This is a genomic window from Neoroseomonas eburnea (genome assembly GCF_018129005.1).
Taxonomy (GTDB): Bacteria; Pseudomonadota; Alphaproteobacteria; order Acetobacterales; family Acetobacteraceae; genus Neoroseomonas; species Neoroseomonas eburnea.
This window is the reverse complement of the sequence record NZ_JAAEDL010000007.1, coordinates 1-20,073: the sequence shown is the minus strand read 5'-3', so window position 1 is coordinate 20,073 and position 20,073 is coordinate 1. Positions and strand designations below refer to the sequence as shown.

The 20,073-nt window shown below is 69.5% G+C and carries 21 protein-coding genes, 1 tRNA gene and 1 pseudogene; 6 read left to right on the top strand and 17 right to left on the bottom strand.

Annotated elements, in window-relative coordinates:
- Positions 1 to 106: 106 nt before the first annotated feature.
- The 4 genes from GXW74_RS08725 to GXW74_RS08710 all read left to right on the top strand — a co-directional run bounded on the left by GXW74_RS08725 (position 107) and on the right by GXW74_RS08710 (position 6,304).
- On the top strand, positions 107 to 2,962 hold the full coding sequence (locus GXW74_RS08725; protein WP_211846106.1) for a molybdopterin oxidoreductase family protein: 2,856 nt from the start codon (positions 107 to 109) through the stop codon (positions 2,960 to 2,962).
- Positions 2,959 to 3,702 carry a 4Fe-4S dicluster domain-containing protein gene (locus tag GXW74_RS08720; protein WP_338148188.1) on the top strand — a complete coding sequence of 248 codons (744 nt, stop codon included), beginning with the start codon at positions 2,959 to 2,961 and terminating at the stop codon, positions 3,700 to 3,702. Before GXW74_RS08725 ends, GXW74_RS08720 begins: the two co-directional genes overlap by 4 nt.
- The gene (locus GXW74_RS08715) at positions 3,699 to 4,640 is read left to right on the top strand and encodes a dimethyl sulfoxide reductase anchor subunit family protein (RefSeq protein ID WP_211846104.1); all 942 of its coding nucleotides are present in this window, start codon (positions 3,699 to 3,701) and stop codon (positions 4,638 to 4,640) included. Before GXW74_RS08720 ends, GXW74_RS08715 begins: the two co-directional genes overlap by 4 nt.
- Positions 4,641 to 4,711: 71 nt before the next feature.
- Complete coding sequence (locus tag GXW74_RS08710) at positions 4,712 to 6,304, top strand: ABC transporter substrate-binding protein (protein ID WP_211846103.1); 1,593 nt, start codon at positions 4,712 to 4,714, stop codon at positions 6,302 to 6,304.
- A gap of 29 nt (positions 6,305 to 6,333) precedes the next feature.
- On the opposite strand, the gene GXW74_RS08705 is transcribed toward GXW74_RS08710, so the two are convergent.
- From GXW74_RS08705 to GXW74_RS08670, 8 genes and pseudogenes are all read right to left on the bottom strand, one after another.
- Positions 6,334 to 6,410: transfer RNA gene (locus GXW74_RS08705), tRNA-Pro, on the bottom strand.
- A gap of 202 nt (positions 6,411 to 6,612) precedes the next feature.
- Positions 6,613 to 6,883, bottom strand: a pseudogene (locus tag GXW74_RS28815) (MerR family transcriptional regulator); the annotation flags it as partial.
- Complete coding sequence (locus tag GXW74_RS08695; RefSeq protein ID WP_211846101.1) at positions 6,880 to 7,185, bottom strand: integration host factor subunit alpha; 306 nt, start codon at positions 7,183 to 7,185, stop codon at positions 6,880 to 6,882. The gene GXW74_RS08695 and the pseudogene GXW74_RS28815, both read right to left, overlap by 4 nt.
- A gap of 116 nt (positions 7,186 to 7,301) precedes the next feature.
- Positions 7,302 to 8,282 carry a beta-ketoacyl-ACP synthase III gene (locus tag GXW74_RS08690; RefSeq protein WP_272877255.1) on the bottom strand — a complete coding sequence of 327 codons (981 nt, stop codon included), beginning with the start codon at positions 8,280 to 8,282 and terminating at the stop codon, positions 7,302 to 7,304.
- Between the two features lie 8 nt (positions 8,283 to 8,290).
- Positions 8,291 to 9,301, bottom strand: a complete 1,011-nt coding sequence (plsX, locus tag GXW74_RS08685; RefSeq protein ID WP_211846292.1) for a phosphate acyltransferase PlsX — start codon at positions 9,299 to 9,301, stop codon at positions 8,291 to 8,293.
- An 80-nt stretch (positions 9,302 to 9,381) separates the two neighbouring features.
- Positions 9,382 to 9,582 carry a 50S ribosomal protein L32 gene (gene rpmF, locus GXW74_RS08680; RefSeq protein ID WP_211846100.1) on the bottom strand — a complete coding sequence of 67 codons (201 nt, stop codon included), beginning with the start codon at positions 9,580 to 9,582 and terminating at the stop codon, positions 9,382 to 9,384.
- 102 nt (positions 9,583 to 9,684) lie between these two features.
- Positions 9,685 to 10,185, bottom strand: coding sequence for a YceD family protein (locus tag GXW74_RS08675; RefSeq protein ID WP_211846099.1), 501 nt, complete (start codon positions 10,183 to 10,185; stop codon positions 9,685 to 9,687).
- Positions 10,175 to 10,729 carry a ubiquinol-cytochrome C chaperone family protein gene (locus GXW74_RS08670; protein ID WP_211846098.1) on the bottom strand — a complete coding sequence of 185 codons (555 nt, stop codon included), beginning with the start codon at positions 10,727 to 10,729 and terminating at the stop codon, positions 10,175 to 10,177. Before GXW74_RS08670 ends, GXW74_RS08675 begins: the two co-directional genes overlap by 11 nt.
- Positions 10,730 to 10,799: 70 nt before the next feature.
- Here GXW74_RS08670 and GXW74_RS08665 point away from each other — a divergent pair, with 70 nt between their 5' ends.
- Positions 10,800 to 11,309 (top strand): outer membrane protein assembly factor BamE, encoded by a 510-nt coding sequence (locus GXW74_RS08665; RefSeq protein WP_211846097.1) that lies wholly within the window; start codon positions 10,800 to 10,802, stop codon positions 11,307 to 11,309.
- Between the two features lie 236 nt (positions 11,310 to 11,545).
- Here the strand turns inward: GXW74_RS08665 and thiL are convergent, their stop codons facing one another.
- The 9 genes from thiL to rpiB are packed head-to-tail and all read right to left on the bottom strand — an operon-like array spanning position 11,546 to position 18,623.
- On the bottom strand, positions 11,546 to 12,514 hold the full coding sequence (gene thiL, locus GXW74_RS08660) for a thiamine-phosphate kinase (protein ID WP_211846096.1): 969 nt from the start codon (positions 12,512 to 12,514) through the stop codon (positions 11,546 to 11,548).
- Positions 12,511 to 13,005, bottom strand: a complete 495-nt coding sequence (gene nusB, locus GXW74_RS08655; RefSeq protein ID WP_211846095.1) for a transcription antitermination factor NusB — start codon at positions 13,003 to 13,005, stop codon at positions 12,511 to 12,513. The genes thiL and nusB overlap by 4 nt, the downstream gene beginning before the upstream one ends.
- On the bottom strand, positions 13,002 to 13,487 hold the full coding sequence (locus GXW74_RS08650; protein ID WP_211846094.1) for a 6,7-dimethyl-8-ribityllumazine synthase: 486 nt from the start codon (positions 13,485 to 13,487) through the stop codon (positions 13,002 to 13,004). The genes nusB and GXW74_RS08650 overlap by 4 nt, the downstream gene beginning before the upstream one ends.
- Entirely contained in the window at positions 13,484 to 14,623 is a 1,140-nt protein-coding gene (gene ribB, locus GXW74_RS08645) for a 3,4-dihydroxy-2-butanone-4-phosphate synthase (RefSeq protein ID WP_211846093.1), read from the bottom strand. Before ribB ends, GXW74_RS08650 begins: the two co-directional genes overlap by 4 nt.
- Positions 14,620 to 15,231, bottom strand: coding sequence for a riboflavin synthase (locus tag GXW74_RS08640; protein WP_211846092.1), 612 nt, complete (start codon positions 15,229 to 15,231; stop codon positions 14,620 to 14,622). The genes ribB and GXW74_RS08640 overlap by 4 nt, the downstream gene beginning before the upstream one ends.
- Positions 15,213 to 16,334: a bifunctional diaminohydroxyphosphoribosylaminopyrimidine deaminase/5-amino-6-(5-phosphoribosylamino)uracil reductase RibD gene (gene ribD, locus GXW74_RS08635; RefSeq protein WP_246523104.1), complete on the bottom strand. Its 1,122-nt coding sequence runs from the start codon at positions 16,332 to 16,334 to the stop codon at positions 15,213 to 15,215. Before ribD ends, GXW74_RS08640 begins: the two co-directional genes overlap by 19 nt.
- Positions 16,335 to 16,370: 36 nt before the next feature.
- The gene (nrdR, locus tag GXW74_RS08630; protein WP_211846091.1) at positions 16,371 to 16,826 is read right to left on the bottom strand and encodes a transcriptional regulator NrdR; all 456 of its coding nucleotides are present in this window, start codon (positions 16,824 to 16,826) and stop codon (positions 16,371 to 16,373) included.
- Between the two features lie 10 nt (positions 16,827 to 16,836).
- Entirely contained in the window at positions 16,837 to 18,177 is a 1,341-nt protein-coding gene (gene glyA, locus GXW74_RS08625) for a serine hydroxymethyltransferase (protein ID WP_211846090.1), read from the bottom strand.
- Positions 18,174 to 18,623 (bottom strand): ribose 5-phosphate isomerase B, encoded by a 450-nt coding sequence (gene rpiB, locus GXW74_RS08620; RefSeq protein ID WP_211846089.1) that lies wholly within the window; start codon positions 18,621 to 18,623, stop codon positions 18,174 to 18,176. The genes glyA and rpiB overlap by 4 nt, the downstream gene beginning before the upstream one ends.
- Positions 18,624 to 18,727: 104 nt before the next feature.
- Between rpiB and GXW74_RS08615 the strand changes: the two genes are divergently transcribed.
- Positions 18,728 to 19,954 (top strand): glycosyltransferase family 61 protein, encoded by a 1,227-nt coding sequence (locus GXW74_RS08615; RefSeq protein ID WP_211846088.1) that lies wholly within the window; start codon positions 18,728 to 18,730, stop codon positions 19,952 to 19,954.
- The last annotated feature ends 119 nt before the right edge of the window (positions 19,955 to 20,073 follow it).

Below are 20,073 nucleotides of genomic sequence, written 5' to 3'. Positions count from 1 at the left end.
GCAAGCGAGGATCGGGCTGCGGCGTTCCCGTCCCTGCTTCCGCAGCCCCCTTTGCGCCGGGCCCCCGGGCATGCACTACTCGGGGGCAGGCTTGCGGGGGAAGAAGATGCCGGACGACGGCGGCGCGACAGACAGGATCATCTATTCGGCGCCCATCGGCGACGAGGTGAAGACCACCACCTGCTACATGTGCGCCTGCCGCTGCGGCATCCGAGTGCACCTCAAGGACGGCCGCGTCCGCTACATCGAGGGCAACCCCGACCACCCGGTGAACAAGGGCGTGCTCTGCGGCAAGGGCAGCGCCGGGATCATGACGCAGTACTCGCCGGCGCGCCTGCAATCGCCGCTGAAGCGCGTCGGGCCGCGCGGCTCGGGCGAATTCGCCGAGATCTCCTGGGACGAGGCGATGGAGATCGCCACCGGCTGGCTGAAGCACGTGCGCGAGACCGATCCGCGCAAACTGGCCTTCTTCACCGGCCGCGACCAGTCGCAGTCCCTGACCGGCTTCTGGGCCGCGCAGTTCGGCACACCCAATTTCGCCGCGCATGGCGGGTTCTGCTCGGTCAACATGGCGGCCGGCGGGCTCTACACCATCGGCGGCAGCTTCTGGGAATTCGGCGAGCCGGACTGGGAGCACGCGAAGTACCTGATGATCTTCGGCGTCGCCGAGGACCATGATTCCAACCCGATCAAGACCGGCCTCGCGGCGCTGAAACAGCGCGGATCGAAGATCGTGTCGGTGAACCCGGTGCGCACCGGCTATTCGGCGGTCGCGGACGAATGGGTGGGCATCCGTCCGGGCACGGACGGGCTGTTCATCATGGCGCTGATCCATGAGCTGATCCGCACCGACCGCGTCGATGGCGAGTTCCTGGTGCGCTACACCAATGCGCCCTGGCTGGTGGTGCGCAATCCGGGCGGGGCGGATGACGGGCTGTTCGCCCGCGATGCGGATGGCAAGCCGCTCGCCTGGGACCGCGCGCGCGGCGCCATCCCGGCCGATGACGTGACGCTGAGCGCCGTGCTGGTGGGCGACTTCACCCTGCCCGATGGGCGGCGGGTGCAGCCGGTGTTCAACCTGATGGCCGAACGCTACCTCGGCGAGGACTACGCGCCGGAGGCGGTTGCCGAACGCTGCGGCTTCTCCGCCGATCGCATCCGGCGCCTGGCGGCCGAGATCGCCGATGTCGCCTTCAACCAGCCGCTGACCTTCGACATTCCCTGGACCGATGTCTGGGGCCGCAGGCACGACAAGATGGTCGGCCGCCCGGTGGCCTTCCATGCGATGCGCGGCATCAGCGCGCATTCCAACGGCATGCACACCTGCCGCGCGCTGCACATCCTGCAGATGCTGCTCGGTGCCGTGGATACGCCGGGCTCGTGGCGCTACAAATCGCCCTTCCCGCGGCCGATCCCGCCGGGCCCGGGGCCGGCCGGCAAGACCTGCGCGCCGAACACGCCGATCGCGGGCAATCTGCTCGCCTTCCCGCACGGGCCGGACGACCTGCTGGTGGATGATGCGGGCAATCCGCTGCGCATCGACCATTCCTTCTCCTGGGAGGCGCCGCTCGGCCTGCACGGGATGATGCACAGCGTCATCGGCCACGCGGAGAAGGGTGACCCGTACAGGATCGACACGCTGTTCATGTTCATGGCGAACATGGCCTGGAACAGCGCCATGAACCCGCTGGAGACGATCCGCTGCCTGACGGCGCAGGACGAGGACGGCGAGTACGTCATCCCGCATGTCATCTACTCGGACGCCTATTTCAGCGAAACCGTCCCCTACGCCGACCTGATCCTGCCCGACACGACCTACCTGGAACGCTGGGACGCGATCTCGATCCTCGACCGTCCGATCGGCTCCTCGCACGGTCCGGGCGACGCGATCCGCCAGCCGGTGGTGAAGCCCGACCGCGACGTGCGGCCCTTCCAGGAGGTGCTGATCGAGCTCGGCGCGCGGCTCGGCCTGCCCGCCTTCGTGAAGGAGGACGGCAGCCCGCGCTTCAAGGACTATCCCGACTACCTCGTGAACCACCAGCGCACGCCCGGCGTCGGGCCGCTGTCCGGCTGGCGTGGCGAGGATGGTTCCAAGAAGGGCGTCGGCGAGCCGAACCAGGACCAGCTTCGCCGCTACATCGAGAATGGCTGCTTCTGGCGCCATCACCTGTCGCCGGAGGAATCCTACTTCAAGCATTCCAACCGGACCTATCTCGAGAACGCCAAGGCCATGGGCATGGTCGGCAAGTCCGACCAGATCGTGATGCAGATCTGGTCCGAGCCCCTGCAGAAGTTCCGTCTCGCCGCGGAGGGCCACGGCACGAAGCAGCCGCCGGAGCACCTGCGGGAGCGCGTGCGCACCTATTGCGACCCGCTGCCCTTCTGGTACGCGCCGCTCGAACAGCAGGCGCACGACACCGAGCCCTTCCCGCTCTCCGCCGTCACGCAGCGGCCGATGGCGATGTACCATTCCTGGGGCTCGATGAACGCCTGGCTGCGGCAGATCCACGGCTCCAACAAGCTCTACATGTCGCGTTCGCGGGCGGAAGCCGAAGGCCTCCTCCAGGACGACTGGGTCTGGGTCGAAAGCCGCAGCGGCCGGGTGAAGGCGCAGCTCTCGCTGATGGAGGGCGTGAACCGCGATACGGTCTGGACCTGGAACGCCATCGGCAAGCGCGCCGGCGCCTGGATGCTGAGCCCCGGCGCGGCCGAGGCGCAGCGCGGCTTCCTGCTCAACCATGTCATCAGCGAGTGGTTGCCGGCGCAGGCCGGCCCGCGCCTCGCCAATGCCGATCCGGTCACCGGCCAGGCCGCCTGGTACGACCTGCGCGTGAAGGTGACGAAATGCGCGCCGGAGGAAGCCGGCGTCACCGACCCCTTCCCGACCGCCCTGGCGCCGCCGCCCAACATGCCGGAACCGCCCGACATGCTCCGCTACAACGTCGGGGAGAAGCGTCCGTGACCTCCCTGCCCGAAGCCAAGCCCGGCGCGAAGAAGCTCGGCCTCGTCATCGACCTCGACACCTGCGTCGGCTGCCAGGCCTGCGCGACCAACTGCAAGGAGTGGAATACCAGCGGCCACATGGCGCCGCTGCCCGACCGCAACCCGTATTCCGCCGGCGCGGAGGGCGTGTGGTTCAACCGCGTCCATTCCTACGAAGCGGGCGAGGGCGAGGACGGCCGCACCGTCCACTTCCCCCGCTCCTGCCTGCATTGCGAGACGCCGGCCTGCGTCACCGTCTGCCCCACCGGCGCCTCCTACAAGCGTGCCGAGGACGGCATCGTGCTGGTCAACACCGACATGTGCATCGGCTGCCAGCTCTGCGCCTGGGCCTGCCCCTATGGCGCGCGCGAATTCGACGACGACCAGGGCGTGATGAAGAAGTGCACGCTCTGCGTCGACCGCATCTACAACGAGACCATCCCGGAAGACCGCCGTGTGCCCGCCTGCGTCTCCACCTGCCCGGCCAATGCGCGGCATTTCGGCGACCTCGGCGACCCGGAGAGCGCGGTCTCGAAGCTGGTGGCGGAGCGCGGCGGCGTCGAGCTGATGCCCGAGCTCGGCTACAAGCCGGTCAACCGCTACCTGCCGCCGCGCCGCGCGCCGAAACCCGATGCCGGCCCGCCGAAGGAGGCCGGCCCCCTCCCCTCCCAGATCACCAACCCGCTGCTGCGCTGGGTGGACAAGGTGCTTTCCCGATGAATCCGGCGCCCTCGATCGTCTTCTTCACTGTTGCCTCGGGGGCGGGCTACGGGCTGCTCTTTTGGCTCGGTATCCTGCGGCCGCTCGGGCTGGTGCCGGGCGGGGCGCTCTTCGGCGCGACGTCCTGCGGACTGGCGCTGGTGCTGGTCATGCTCGGGCTGCTGTCCTCGACCGCGCATCTGGGGCGGCCGGAACGGGCCTGGCGGGCGCTCAGCCAGTGGCGCTCCTCCTGGCTGTCGCGGGAGGGTGTCGCGGCGGTCGCCACCTTCGTGCCGGCCGGGCTGTTCTTCATCGCGATGGTCGGCGGCAATGAGGGCCTGGCAGCGCCGATGGGGCTGCTCTCGGCCGTCGGCGCCACGGTGACGGTCTATTGCACCGGCATGATCTACGCCTCGCTGAAGACGATCCGGCAATGGCACCACCCGCTGGTGACGCCGGGCTACCTGCTGTTCGGCGCCTTCTCCGGCGCCGCGCTGCTCGCCATGCTGGCGGGTTTCTGGGGCGCGGCGGCGGCGCCGGCGGCGATCGCGGCGGTGCTCGGCGCGCTCGCCTTCGCGCTGAAGCGCGCCTACTGGGCGAGCGTGGATGCCGCGCCGCCGATCGCCACCGCGGAAAGCGCCACCGGGCTCGGTTTCATCGGCAAGGTCCGCCCGCTCGACCCGCCGCACACCGAGACGAACTACCTGCTGCGGGAAATGGCCTTCCGCATCGGCCGCGTGCACGCGAAGCGCCTGCGCGGCATCGCGAGCGTGGCCGGCTTCGCCGCGCCGACCGTCCTGCTGCTGCTCACGCTGCTGCTGGGCGGGGTGCCGGCCGGGATGCTGGCCTTCGCCGCTGCCGCCCTGGCGCTGGCCGGCATGCTGGCCGAACGCTGGCTGATGTTCGCCGAGGCCACCCACACGGTCACGCTCTACTACGGGGGCGAAGCGCGCGGCTGACGCCGCGTTGCTTGCTTCCGGCGTCGCCTTCCCGCCAGGATCATCCTCAAAAGATCCAGGGAGGCAGCGCCATGAAGCGCTCGGAGTTCCTGGCGGCGATCGCCGCCACCGCCACGACGGCCACGCTCGGCAGGCCGCGGATCGCCCGCGCCCAGGGCGACGCCGCCGGCATGCTGCGCGCCGGGCTGAAGCTCAGCCCGACCTCGATGGACCCGCATTTCCGCCTGTCCGGTGAACAGAACATCCTGCGCGCCCTGCATGCGCGCCTGGTCGGCATGACGGCGGACGGCAAGCCGGAACCGGGCATTGCCGAATCCTGGCGCCCGGTGAACGACGGCAAGGCCTGGGAATTCAAGGTCCGCGCCGATGCGAAGTTCAGCGACGGCAGCCCGGTCACGGCCGAGGACGTCGCCTTCTCGATCGCCCGCGTGCCGACCATCGAGGGCTCGGCCGGCGCCTACCACATCTTCGTCCGCGCCATCACGCGGGTGGAGGTGAAGGACGCCCGCACCGTGCTGCTGCACACGGCCAGCCCCTATCCCTTCATGGTCGAGGACATGACCGAGGTCGCGGTGCTGTCGAAGTCCCTCGGCCCCAGCCTGCGCACGGCGGATTTCAACAGCCAGGCGGTGAAGGTCTTCTCCGGCCCCTACACGCTGGCCGACTACCGCTTCGGCGAATTCGTCGCCATGCGGCGCAACCCGCACTGGTTCGGCCAGGCGCCCACCTTCGCCGAGGCCAATTTCAAGGTCATCGCCTCCGACGCCAGCCGCATGGCGGCGCTGCTCGCCGGCGACGTGCAGGCGGTGGACGAGGTGGCGATCCAGGACATCGCCCGGCTGCGCCGCGATGCCAACCTGAACGTCACGCAGATCGCCGGCATGCGTGTGATGTACGTCGCCATGGACATGGAGCGCGACGTCACGCCCTTCGTCCGCGATGCCGCCGGCCAGCCGATGACACGCAACCCGCTGAAGGATGCGCGGGTGCGGCTTGCGCTTTCCCTCGCGCTGAACCGCGCCGCGATCGTGGACCGCGTCATGGAAGGGGCGGCGACGGTGGCCTCGAACCTGCTGCCGGTGGGCACGCCGGGCACCTCGGCGGCGCTGGGCGTCACCCCCTTCGACCCGGACCGCGCGCGGCGCCTGCTGGCCGAGGCCGGCTATCCCAACGGTTTCCAGTTGACGATCCACGCCACCAACGACCGCTATCCGAACGACGAGAAGGTGGCGCAGGCCATCGCCCAGTTCTGGACGCGCATCGGCGTGCGGACGGAGGTCGCGACGATGCCCAACGCCGCCTTCTTCCCCGCCGCCGCCCGGCAGACCTTCAGCGTGATGGCGGCGCAGTACGGCGCAGACAATGTCTCCTACGCCTATCGTGCGCTGGTCCACACCTATGACCGCGACCGCGGCCTCGGCACCGCCAACCGCACGCGGCATTCGAGCCCGCGCGCGGATGCGCTCGTGGCGCAAGCGCTCACCGAGATGGACGAGGCGAAGCGCAACGCCCTGCTCGCCCGCGCGGCGGATATTGCGATCGGGGAGGAGGCGATCATCCACATGATCTACCACCCGGCCTATGTCTACGCCGCGCGCAAGCCGCTGTCGGTGACGCCGTACTACAACGGGGCGTTCCTGCCGCAGGCGGTGGGGCGGGGCTGAACGTCTCTGCTGCCCGGGAGGGGGAAGAATGGTCGGGCAGGCGGGATTCGAACCCACGACCCCCAGTCCCCCAGACTGATGCGCTACCAGGCTGCGCTACTGCCCGACCGTGCGCGCCGTGTAGCACCCGGCGCGGCGGGTTTCCACCCCCCGCGATCAACCCGCGAGCGCGTGCAGTTCCCGTGCGATGTCTTCCAGTTCCGCCAGCGCCGCACGCAGCGCCGCGGTTTCCTGCTCCTCGGCGGCCGGCGGCGGATCGCCCAGCGGCAATTCGCCGATCACGGCCTGCGGGCCTTCGTCGGTGCCGTCGCGCAGCAGGCGCTGCACGCCCTTGATCGTATAGCCCTGAGTGTAGAGCAGGTCGCTGATCCGGCGCAGCAGCGCGATGTCCTCGGGCCGGTAGTAGCGCCGCCCGCCGCCGCGCTTGAGCGGCTTGAGCTGGGGGAACTTGGTCTCCCAGAAGCGGAGCACGTGCTGCGGGATATGCAGGTCGTCGGCAACTTCGCTGATCGTGCGGAAGGCGGTCGGCGCCTTGCGCGGCCTGGCGCGACCCTCGCCCTCGGGCAGGTCTTCGCTCATGCCTCGTCCCCGACCGGCTCGTTGTTGATGCGGGCCTTGAGCACCTGCGACGGCCGGAAGGACAGCACCTTCCGCGGCAGGATCGGAACCTCGACGCCGGTCTTCGGATTGCGCCCCACCCGTTGCCCCTTCTGGCGCACCAGGAAGGTGCCGAAGGCGGAGATCTTCACCGGCTCGCCGGCTTCGAGCGCGGCGGAGATGCGCTCCAGCACCGTCTCCAGCAGCGCGGCGCTCTCGTTCCGCGACAGGCCGACACTGGCATAGACCGCTTCGGCCAGTTGCGCGCGCGTCACCGTGTTCATGCCGTGGATGGCCCCGCAACCCCTTGATACGGGGGAAGAAAACCGGGAAGCGGCCGGCGCGTCAACCGAATTGCGGAGCGGCCGCGCGCGGGCCCGCGGCCCGCCCGCCGGCGGGATCAGAACCGCGCGAGCGCGGCGCCCCAGGTCAGCCCGCCGCCGATCGCTTCCATCACCACCAGATCGCCCGCCCCGATGCGGCCGTCGCGCCGCGCCTCGGCGAGCGCGAGCGGGATGGAGGCGGCCGAAGTATTGGCGTGGCGGTCCACCGTGACCACGACGCGCTCGGTCGGCAGGTGCAGCTTGCGGCCCATCGCCTCGATGATGCGCAGGTTGGCCTGGTGCGGCACCAGCCAGCGGACATCCTCGTGGCCGAGGCCGTTGGCCGTCAGCGCCTCGTCCACCACGGCGGCGAGCTTCGTCACGGCGTGGCGGAACACTTCCTTGCCCGCCATGCGCAGCAGGCCCGCCCCGCCGGTCGAGCCGGCACCACCCTCGATCTGCAGGATGTCGCCGAAGCGGCCATCGGAATGCATGTGGCAGGAGAGGATGCCGCGATCGGCGGTGGTGCCCGCGGCCTCCCCCGCGCGCACCAGCACCGCACCGGCGCCGTCGCCGAACAGCACGCAGGTGCCGCGGTCGGTCCAGTCGAGGATGCGCGAATAGACCTCGGTGCCGATCACCAGCACGTTGCGCGCCTGGCCGGTGCGGATGAGCGAGTCGGCGATGCCGAGCGCATAGACGAAGCCGGTGCAGGCGGCCGCGAGGTCGAAGGCGAAGCCCCCGTTCGCGCCGATCTTCGCCTGGATGCGCACCGCCGTCGCCGGGAAGGCGGAATCGGGGGTCGAGGTCGCGACCAGGATGGCGTCGACCTCCGCCGCCCCGACCCCGGCCATCGCCAGCGCCTCGCGCGCTGCCGCAGCGCCCATGTCGGAGGCCGTCTCGCCGGGCGCCGCCATGTGGCGGTAGCGGATGCCGGTGCGTTCGCGGATCCAGGTATCGGATGTGTCGAGCCCGTGCAGCGCCGCGAGCTCGTCGTTGGATAGGCGCCTTTCCGGCAGGTAGCCGCCGCAGCCGGCGATCATCGCGCGCAGGACCATGGGCACTCTCAGCGGGTGGCGGGCGCGAGTCGCGTCCCGGCGGCGGACAGGCGCGAGAGCCCGTCCCGGATGCGTTCGTTGAAGCCGTGCGTCACCATGTCCATGGCCACATCGACGGCGTGGGCGAAGCCCAGCGCGTCGGTCCCGCCATGGGATTTCACGACGACGCCGTTCAACCCAATCAGGATAGCACCATTGTAGCGGCGCGGGTCCATCCACTCGCGCAGCCGGTCGAGCGCCGGCCGCGCCAGCAGATAGCCAAGCCGTGCCGGGACAGAGCTGGTGAAGACCTGCCGAAGCAGATCGCGCATCAGCTTCAGCGCGCCCTCGCCGGTCTTGAGCGCGACATTGCCGGTGAAGCCGTCGGTCACGATCACGTCCGTCGTGCCGGCGGTGATGTCGTGGCCTTCGACGAAGCCGCGGAACTGCGCACCGATATGCGAATCGCGCAGCACCTCGGCGGCGTTGCGCACGCGGTCGTCGCCCTTCAGCTCCTCGGAGCCGACATTGAGCAGGCCGATGGTCGGGTTGGTGAGGCCGAGCACGGCGCGCGCGAAGGCATCGCCCATCACCGCGAATTCGACCAGGTTGCGCGCGTCGCACTGCACATTGGCGCCGAGGTCGAGCAGCACCACGTCGCCGCGCGCCGAAGGACCGATGGCGGCGAGCGCCGGACGGTCGATCTCGGGCAGCGTCTTGATGACGATCTTGGCCAGCGCCATCAGCGCGCCGGTATTGCCGGCGGAGACGACGCCCGCCGCCTCCCCGCCCGCCACCGCGTCGATCGCGACGCGCATGGAGGAGCCGCGTACGCGCAGCGCGGCGGTCGGCTTCAGGTCCCCCGAGATGCGCTCCGGCGCATGGCGCAGGCTGCACACCCGGGCGGCGCGCTTGCGCCGCGCCAGGCCGCCGGCGACCAGCGCCTCGTCGCCGACGAGCAGGAAGCGCGCCTGCGGATGCCGCTCGGCCGCGAGTTCCAGCCCATCGAGCACGACATCGGGTGCCGCGTCTCCGCCCATGGCGTCGATCGCCAGGGCGAAGGGCGGGGTTTCCTGCGCCACCGTCAACGAATCCCGCGCGCGCGCGTCAGCACGGCGCGTCAGCTGCGGATGGTCTGGCCCACGCGCTCGGCCGCAACCACCTCGCGGCCATCGTAATGGCCACAGTGGGAGCAGACATGGTGCGGGCGCTTCAGCTCACCGCAGTTCGAGCACTCCTGGTAGGAAGGAGCGCTGAGCGCCTCATGGCTGCGACGCATGCCGCGGCGGGAAGGCGAAGTCTTCTTCTTCGGAACGGCCATGGCGCCGAGCCTCTTTCATCAATAGTCAGGCAGGATAGCGAGAGGGCGGGGCATTAGCACCCGCCCCCGGCGGGCGCAAGCGCGGGCGGCGCCAAAACGCCGCTATGTCCTGCGCCGCAGCGCCGAAAGCCCGGCGAAGGGTCCGCTGGGCGGCTCCTCCGGCCCTTCCCCCTCGCCCGGCAGGGCGGCCCCCGGGGCGCGCGGGTAGGGATCGAGCGCCAGGGAAAGCTGCTCCGAGATCGCCTCGCCAAGGTCGGCGGTATCGCCCTCGACAGGGATCTCGTCGGGCGCCTCCGGATCGTCGGAGGGTTCCTCCCCCGGGGCGAGGATGCGCAGCGCCACCGGCTCCTCCACCTTCTGGGTCACGGGTTCGAGGGTGACGACGCAGTCCTGCACCACCTCGGCCGCGAGCCGGCCGGAGACGGCCACCGAACCGCCGGGCTCCGGCCGCAACACCAGCACCGCCTCCAGCCGGTTGACGGCCGGGATGCCGAAGCGGCGCGCCAGTGCCGCACATTCGGCGGGGGAGGCCGAAAGCCGCTCCTCCCGTCCCTGCTCCGGCAGACGCGCGAGGGAGACGTGGCGGGAGAATTCAGGCGTCATGGAGAAGCCCCTCCGCTGCCAGGAATGCCGCGCGACCGGCGGCCATCGCGTCGATCCCCTGCCCGGCCAGATGCGCCGCCTGGGCCCGTGCGACGGCGGCGAGGCGGTCCGCCGCGCCGGCCGGCGGCTCGCCCCGCCAGACATTGCGGGCAAGCGCCTCGGCCAGCGCCCCGGCATCCGTCGAGTCGAGCGCCGCCTCGAAGGCCAGGGCGCGACCGTGGAACGCTTCCCAGGCCTGGCGCACCTTCTTGCCGACGGAAAGGTCGCCCACCCCCATCTCCCGCAGGTTGAGGTCCATGTCGGCGAACATCGCGTCGAACACCGCCTGGGCGAGGGCCGGCCCGCGCGCATCCGAATCCGTCCTGAGCCGGCGGATGAGCAGGGCGACATGCAGGCTGACCAGGTCGAAGCGGCCCTCGACCGTGTCCGGAATGCCGAGTGCCGCGAAAAGCGCCGGCGCACGAGCCGCGGCGACGGCCGCGCCGTAGAGCTCGAAGCCGGCCCGTTCGTGCGGCCGGCGGCGGAAAAGGGTCAGGAGGCCCATGGGTTCAGAAGGCTCCGGCCGCCGGCGCGGTTGACCCGGGGGCGGCATGCTGTCTATCGGTTGCCGCGACATGGCCCGCCATCCCCGATCGGTCAACGCACGTCTGGCCCCCCTGGTGCTTCTCGCCCTTCTCGGAGGCTGCGGGTGGATCAGCGATCGCCTCGGTCCCGCGCCGATCGAACGCGGCAATCGCGTCGATCCCGAACGGCTGGGCCAGATCACGCCCGGCGTGCAGAGCCGCAACGACGTCGAGGCGCTGCTGGGCTCGCCCACCGCCAGGGGCACCTTCGACGAGGACAACTGGTACTACATCAGCGCCCGCACGCGGACCCAGCCGGGCCGCTACCTCGAGGTCGAGGACCGGCGCGTCATCGCCATCTCGTTCAACCGGGAGGGCGTGGTCAGCGGCATCCGGGAACTGACCGAAGCGGATGGGCGCAACGTTTCGATGGTTTCCCGCGAGACACCCGTGCCGGGCAACGAGCGGACGCTGCTGCAGGCGCTGTTCGGCAATATCGGCCGGCCCGGTCTGGACCGCGGCCCGGCGCAGAACCCGGCGAGCTTCGCACCCCGGCGGTAGGCGAGGCCGACGAAGGAGAATTGAGGGGGCGCCGCCCCCTCAAGCTCCCCCGGCGGGGGACACGCTCCCCTGCATCCGCGAATACGTGAAGTCATGGTTTCCAAAGGCCTTAAGCCTCTGGCAGGGAGAGTGTGAGAGGGGCAGCGTCCCCTCTCAACCGGTGCCGGGGCATCTGACGGCCGCGCGAAGATCCTCGCCCGCCAGTCGCCAGCGCCTGTGCGACCGGCGCTTCGTTGTCAGAAATGGCTCCAGCCGCCGCGCGCCACGTCCAGCACAGCCCCGGAGGCATCACGGGCCACCACCTCCGTCGGCCCGGCCAGCATGCGGCCGATGCGCCTGACCGGGATCCCCGCCGTGGCGGCCGCGTCGCGCACAGCCGCCGCCGCATCCGGCGCCGCGGTGAAGAGCAACTCGTAGTCGTCCCCACCGGTCAACAGCGCGGGCAGCAGCGCGGCGTCGCGCGCCAGCAGCGCGCGCGCCGCCGGCGAGAGCGGCACCTCCGCCGCCGCGATCTCGGCGCCGCAGCCCGCGGCTCGGCAGAGATGGCCGAGGTCCTGCACCAGCCCGTCCGAGACATCGAGCCCCGCATGCGCCACCGTGGCAATGGCCTGGCCGAGCGCCAGCCGCGGCTGCGGCAGCCGGTAGCGCCGCGCGAGATGCCCTTCGGCATCCGCCGGCACTTCCCCGCGCAGGACACGGAGCCCGAGCAGCCCGTCGCCGATGGTACCGGAAACCCAGATGTCGTCCCCCGCCCGCGCGCCCACGCGCCGCAGCACCGCGTCCGGCGCCACGGTGCCGAGGATGGTGAGCGACAGGCAGGTCGGCCCCGGCGTGACCGCCGTGTCGCCCCCCAGCACCGTGACGCCGAATGCGTCCTGGTCCTCCGCGAGCCCCTGGGCGAAGCCGGCGATCCACGAATCCGCGATGCCGCGACTGAAGGCGGTGGTCATCAGGTAGCCCAGCGGCACCGCCCCCATCGCCGCCATGTCCGAGAGGTTCACCCGCAGGAGCTTGCGGCCGACCGTTTCGGGCGGGTCGTCGGGCAGGTAGTGGACGCCCTCGACCATCGCATCGGCCGCGATCACCAGGCGTCGACCTGGCGGCAGGTCGAGCACGGCCGCATCGTCGAGAAGGTCCAGGGCCCCTGCCCCGGCCAGCGGCCGGAAATGCCGGGCGATCAGTGCGAACTCCGCCGGCAGGCTCACCGCGCCGCCCCGAACTCCGCCGGACGCAGCGCATGGGCCATGGCGTCGAGCACACCATTGGCGAAGCGTGAGGTCTCCTCGTCGAGAAAGCCACGCGCGATGTCGAGGTATTCGTTGATCACCACGCGTGCCGGCGGCTCACCGCCCTGCAGCAGCTCCGCCGCCGCCGCGCGCAGCAGCGCGCGCAGCACCGGGTCGAGACGGTCGAGCGTCCAGTCCTTCTGCAGATGGGCGCGGATCTCCGCATCCGCCTGCTCCGACCGCATCGCCGCGGCGCGCAGGATGGCCTCGAAGAGCGGCACATGGGCGAGCGGGACGCGGCCTTCCTCGAAGGCCTCCGCCCCCTCCCCCGCGCCGATGCGGTGGCGGATGAACTGATGCGCGACGGCCTCGGCGCTCTCGCCGGTCTGTTCGCTCTGGAACAGGGCCTGGACCGCGGCGACGCGGGCGCCGGTGCGCGGCCGGCCCGGCGGCTTCGGGCGCTGGCTCATCCGGCCACGCCCCAGCGGCGGGCGAGCGCGATCTGTCCGAGCACCGCGTGCGCCGCCTCCGCGCCCTTGTTCATGCGGTCGTTGCGCGAACGCGCCTCCGCCTGGGCAATCGAATCCACCGTCAGCAGACCGAAGCCGATCGCTGCCGCGCTGCGCGTCGCGACATCCATCACGCCCTGGCAGATCGCCTCGCAGATGAAGGTGTAGTGATCGGTCTCGCCCTTCACGACGCAGCCGAGCAGCAGGAAGCCATCCCAGCGCCGCGGCGACTTCAGCGCCATGGCGAGCGCGGCGGGCAGTTCGTAGCCGCCAGCCACCTCCGCCACCTCGACGGCGGCATGGACGTCGGCGAAGACGCGCTCGGCGCCGCGCAACATCCCTTCCACCACGTCGCGGTAGTAGGGGGCCTGGATCGCAAGGATATGGGGTGCGGGGCCGGGCAGGCTGGCGGCGCCGCGCTCCGGGGAATCGAGAGTGCTCAAGGCGTGCTGTCCGTGGGAATGGGCCGGGACTCGACAACCTCGATCCCGTAGCCCTCGAGGCCGACGATCGGCCGCGGATGGTTGGAAAGGCGAATCATGCGCGACACGCCGAGATCGGCGAGGATCTGCGCGCCGATCCCGTAGTCGCGCAGTTCGGGCGCGGTGGCGCGGCCGCCACCGCGGCGAAGCTGGTCGGAAAGGCCGTTGGCGCGGCCATCCCGCAGCAGGACGACGACGCCGCGCCCTTCCTCGGCGATCATGCGCATCGCACCATGCAGATCGCCGATGCCGCGGCCGGCGACGATGTCGTTCAGCAGCGACGCGGCGTGCATGCGCACGAACACCGGCCCGCCGGTGGAGACATCGCCCTTGACCAGGGCCAGGTGCTCGCCCGGCGTCACGGCGCTGGAATAGACCACGGCGCGCCATTCGCCGCCGATCGCCTGGTGCAGCATCGTTTCCTCGACGCGGTGCACGAGGCGCTCGGTCCGGCGGCGATGGGCAATGAGGTCGGCGATGGTGCCGAGCTTGAGGCCGTGGTGCTGCGCGAAGGCGACCAGGTCCGGCATGCGCGCCATGGTGCCGTCGTCGTTCATGATCTCGCAGATCACGCCGGACGGGTTGAGGCCCGCGAGGCGCGCGAAATCGACCGCCGCCTCGGTGTGGCCGGCGCGGACAAGCACGCCGCCTTCGCGCGCGACGAGCGGGAAGACATGGCCGGGCGTGACGATGTGCTCGCGCCCCAGTTCCGGGTTGATCGCCACCGCCACGGTGCGCGCGCGATCGGCCGCGGAGATGCCGGTCGTGACCCCCTCCCGCGCCTCGATCGAGACGGTGAAGGCGGTCTGGTGCCGCGTGCTGTTGGACTGCGCCATCAGCGGCAGGCCGAGCTGCTCCACCCGGTGCTGCGTCATGGACAGGCAGATCAGCCCGCGGGCGTAGCGCGCCATGAAGTTGATGGCGTCCGGCGTCGCGAACTGCGCGGGGATGACGAGGTCGCCCTCGTTCTCGCGGTCCTCGTCATCCACCAGGATGAACATGCGGCCGCGCCGCGCTTCCTCGAGCAGTTCCTCGGTCGGGGAGATGAAATCCGCAAAGGACGTGCGGACCGGTGCGCTTTCCGTCATCGCGCTCATCGCTGGTACTCCCGCAGCCGCGCGACGTAGCGCGCCATCATGTCCACTTCGATGTTCACCTTGTCGCCGGGCTGCAGCGTGCCGAAGGTGGTCACGGAAGCCGTATGGGGGATGATGTTGACCCCGAACACCTCCCCGTCAACCTCGTTCACGGTGAGCGAGACGCCGTCGATGGCGACCGACCCCTTGGGCGCGATGTAGGGCGCGACCGCGGCCGGTGCACGGAAGCGCCAGCGCACCGAGGCGTTTTCCGGCGTCGCCGACACCACCTCCGCCACGCCGTCGACATGGCCGGCGACGAGATGCCCGCCGAGTTCGTCGCCCATGCGCAGCGCCCGTTCGAGGTTGATCCGCGTGCCCGGCTTCCAGCGCCCGACCGTGGTCTTGGCCACCGTCTCGGCGGAGCAATCGACGGAGAAGGCATCCGCCGCAAGGTGCACCACCGTCAGGCAGACGCCCGAGCAGGCGATGGAGGCGCCGAGCGCCGCCGGCACGGGCTCCGTCAGGAAGGCGGGCGCCGTGCCAATGACCAGGCGCAGGTCGTGCCCGCCGCCGATCGGCTGCACCTCCCGCACCGTGCCGAGCGCCGTCACGATCCCGGTGAACATGGGGGCACCTCCGCGATGCATTCGAATTCGGTGAGCAGGTCGGCGCCGAGGGGCCGAACGGCAACCCGGCGAAACCTTGGCATGGCCGCGAGCGCGGCCAGGCGCAAGCCCTCGACCGCCGGATGACCCTCCCCGCCCATCACGCCGGGTGCGTGGAACCAGGCCAGGCGGTCCACCAGCCGCGCCCGCAACAGGCCGGCGGCGACTCCGGCTCCGCCCTCGGCCAGGATGCGCGTGACCCCCCGCCGGGCCAAGGCCCCGAGCAGCGCCCGCAGGTCGAGCCCTGTCTCGGCGGCGGGTGCGGTCAGCACCTCGACCCCCGCGGCGATGTAGGGCGCGAGCGCGGCCGGCGGGTGCCCCGGCACGGTGACGATACAGGTCGGCGCGACGCGCGCAGTCTGTACCAGCCGGGCCGTGACGGGCGTGCGCAGCCGTGCATCGGCGACGACGCGCAGCACCGGCACGCGCTCCATGCCCGGGATGCGGCAGGTCAGATCCGGGTCATCCGCCAGCACGGTGCCCGAGCCGACCAGCACCGCATCATGGCGGGCGCGCAGGGCATGGGCCTCCCGCCGGGCCTCGGCGCCGGTGATCCAGCGGCTCTCGCCGGTGGCGGTGGCGATACGGCCGTCCAGGGTGGTGGCAAGCTTCAGCGTCGCCACCGGCAGCCCGGCCTCGATGCGGCGGAAGAAGCCAGCGTTCAGCGCGCGGGCCTCCGCTTCCAGAAGCCCCTCCTCCACCAGGATGCCGGCAGCGCGCAGCATGGCGAGGCCGCGCCCGTTCACCCGGGGGTCGGGGTCCCGCATCGCCATGACCACGCGTGCGACGCCGGCCTGGGTAAGCGCATCGCAGCAGGGCGGCGTGCGGCCATGGTGGGAGCAGGGTTCGAGGGTGACATAGGCCGTCGCCCCCCGGGCAAGGCGACCGGCGCGGCGCAAGGCCTCGGTTTCGGCATGCGGGCGACCGCCGGGCTGGGTCCAGCCGCGGCCGACCACCTGGCCGTTGCGCACCAGCACGCAGCCGACGGCCGGGTTGGGCCACGCGTTGCCGAGCCCCCGCCGGGCCAGCGCCAGGGCGGCGCGCATATGGGCGATGTCGTCCATGGTCCGGCCCGATGTGGGGGCGCAGCCGCCGGGCCGCTATTCCTTCTTCCCGAGTTCCCCGAGGAAGGCCTGGAAGTCCTTCGCCTCCCCGAAGTTCCGGTAGACGCTGGCGAAGCGGACATAGGCGACCTGGTCCAGCTCCTTCAGCGATTCCATCACGATTTCGCCGATCTTGCGGGAGGGGATCTCGGTCTCGCCCTCCGTCTCCAGCCGGCGCTGGATGGAGTTCACCAGCCGTTCGATCCTGTCCTCGTCCACCGGGCGCTTGCGCAGCGCCACGCGGATCGACCGTGCCAGCTTCTCCCGGTCGAAGGGCACCCGTCGGCCGTCGGTCTTGAGGACCGTTATCTCGCGCAGCTGCACCCGCTCGAAGGTGGTGAAGCGTGCCCCACAGGAGGCGCAGGCGCGCCGGCGCCGGATCGCCGCCGCGTCCTCGGCCGGGCGGCTGTCCTTCACCTGCGTGTCCTCGGCGCCGCAGAATGGGCACTTCATGCGCCGGGCCTCAGGCGGGGTAGACGGGGAAGCGGCGGCAGAGCTCGAGCACCTTGGCCTTCACCGCGGCTTCCACCGCGGCGTTGCCGGCGTCGGAATTGGCGGCGACGGCGCCATCCAGCACCTCCCCGATCAGGCGGCCGACCTGACGGAACTCCTCGGTGCCGAAGCCTCGCGTCGTGCCAGCCGGCGTGCCGAGACGGACGCCCGAGGTCACCATCGGCTTCTCGGGGTCGAAGGGGATGGCGTTCTTGTTGCAGGTCAGGTGGGCGCGGTTCATCGCCGCCTCGGCCACCTTGCCGGTCAGCTTCTTGGGCCGCAGGTCCACCAGCAGGAGGTGGTTGTCGGTGCCGCCGGTGACGAGGTCGAGGCCCTGGGCCTTCAGCTCCTCGGCCAGCGCCTTGGCATTGGCGACCACGCCGGCGGCATAGGCGCGGAAGTCGGGGCGCAGGGCCTCCCCGAAGGCCACCGCCTTGGCGGCGATGACGTGCATCAACGGGCCGCCCTGCAGCCCCGGGAAGACCGCGGAGTTGATCTTCTTCGCCAGCGCCTCGTCATTGGTCAGGATCATGCCGCCGCGCGGGCCGCGCAGCGTCTTGTGGGTCGTGGTCGTCACCACATGGGCGTGGGGGACGGGCGAGTCATGCGCGCCGCCCGCCACCAGCCCGGCGAAATGGGCCATATCCACCATGAACCAGGCGCCGACCTCGTCGGCGATCTGCCGGAACCGGGCGAAATCCCAGGCGCGGGCATAGGCCGAGCCGCCGGCGACGATCACCTTCGGCTTCGATTCGCGGGCGATGCGCGCGACCTCGTCCATGTCGATGCGCTGGTCCTCGCGCCGCACCGTATACGGGGCGACCTTGAACCACTTGCCCGACTGGTTGGCCGGCGAGCCGTGCGTCAGGTGCCCGCCCGCGGCGAGGTCGAGACCCATGAAGGTGTCGCCCGGCTGCATGAGCGTGAAGAACACCGCCTGGTTGGCCTGGGCGCCCGAATGGGGCTGCACGTTGGCGAAGCCGCAGCCGAACAGCTTGGTCGCGCGTTCGATCGCCAGACGCTCGGCGATGTCGACCGCCTCGCAGCCGCCGTAGTAGCGGCGGCCGGGGTAGCCCTCGGCGTATTTGTTCGTGAGGACCGAGCCCTGGGCCTCGAGCACCGCGCGGGAGACGATGTTCTCCGAGGCGATGAGCTCGATGCCGTCCTGCTGGCGGGTCAATTCCTCGGCGACAGCGGCCGCGATATCGGGGTCGGCCGCGGAAAGGCCGGCGCGGAAGAAGGTCTCGGCGGGGGCGGCGCCGGCGGCAGGGCCATCCGGAGCGCGGAGGGGGGCGGGGGTGGGGCGCGTCATGCGCCCGGTTTTGCGCCCGGGGGGTCGAGCTTGGCAAGGCGGCGGTCGTGGCGACCGCCCTCATAGGGGGTAGAGAGGAAGACGCGCAGCGCATCGAGGGCGGTTTCGGCGCCAATGGTCCGCGCGCCGAAGCAGGCCACGTTGGCGTTGTTGTGCGCACGCGTCAGGCGGGCTTCCGTGCTGTCATGCAGGACGGCGGCGCGGATGCCCGGGTGACGGTTGGCGGCAATCGCCATGCCGATGCCGGTGCCGCAAACGAGGATGCCGAGGGGGGCTTGCCCGGAGACGACAGCTTCGGCCACTTTGGCAGCGAAGTCGGGGTAGTCGACGGACTCGGTGCCGTGGGTACCGAGATCGGAGACGGTGTGGCCTTCCGCCTCCAGGGCCGCCTTGAGTGCGAGCTTGAGGGGGAGGCCGGCATGGTCGGAGGCCAAGGGGAGCGCCATTGCTGAATATCCAGAGAAGTTTATCGCCATATTAGCGATTCTTGCTGTCACGCAAGATTTTCACCATAAGTACGCAATCGACGTCAAGAGAAGAGAAAATGCCCGTGGATGGCGCTCAGGTCGCAATTTTCAGGGATATTGCCTGCAAGCCATTCAATGACCCTTATAATACTGCAATCCGAGGCGGACCAGACTTTCCAAGTACGGCACCGGATTTTGTTTTCAATCGCCGTGGACGAGATTTATATAAGCCAAAAGAATCAAACCGCAACGACCTCGCCCTCGCAAGCGCAAGCATCGCTGTGAAAAAAGCAATCTACGGAGGCCCTCTAAATCACCATTTTGGTCACTTCATGGCCGAATCGACGCATCGGCTTTGGTACGCCATCAGCGAAGATCTGGAATCCCCGGTTCTTTTTTTTGCAATTCGCAATCATATCCGCGACCTCCAGATCTGGGCATCGGAGTTTTTTCAATTATGGGGGCTGAGGAATCGCATCAGGATCGTGACGTCCCCAACATTGGTCAATGAGCTTATCGTGCCGGAACCCGGAAAGATCCTGGGTGAGCCCAACAAGCCATGGTACCTGTCCTGGCTGAACGAAAAATGCCCCGTCAAGATTTCAGATCGAGCAGATCTTCCTTCTCACCTTGCCGTCACCAGAGGCCACATGAAGACGGGACGTTTCATTGGCGAGCAGCAGGTCGAAGGAATTCTTTCCAAGAACGGATACTTCATATTTCGACCGGAAAAGCATTCCATTGAGGATCAGATCCGCCACTACACAAGCGCCGAAAGGATAATTTTTACCGAAGGAAGTGCCTTTCACGCCCTGGAAACAATCCCTCGCGTGAAAGCTGACATTTGTATAATTTCTCGTCGGTATTTTGGGCATAGACTCGCATCTCATTCTCTTCAGGAAAAATGTAATTCACTTACTATTTTCCAGGATATTGTCTCCTTGCCGCCCGTCGGTCGCGACGGCAAATTTCTTGCCGCAGCCTGGATTGACCCGAATTCCGTCGTCAGTTTCCTTAAGGAATACGGCTTTCTGAGTAAAGAATGCTGCTTCCAAAATTACATAACAAATGACTACAATCTAGATGACATCATCATGAAGGATTTTCTCGATTTTGTTCAAGAAAGACTCCGAACACAGCACATCGATTTTTCTATTGATATCCCCCTCCGCCTGCTTGCAGAGGGCATATCTGTTCATGAGAACAAGTTCTCGAACCACTCAGCATCTCTTCAATCGGCAAGAAGGGCCTTGGGTCGCATCACGGCTCAGAAGAATGAAAACGCCGACATGCCTGATCGTGTAACGTAAACATGGTGCCAGGTGCCTGAACCCTGAGGAGACCTCTGCGAAACGCCTTGGTGAGTGGATGATGGGGTGATTCGCTGAGCCTCGTGAAGGCTGAGGCGAGGCATCGATGGGTCAGCGAC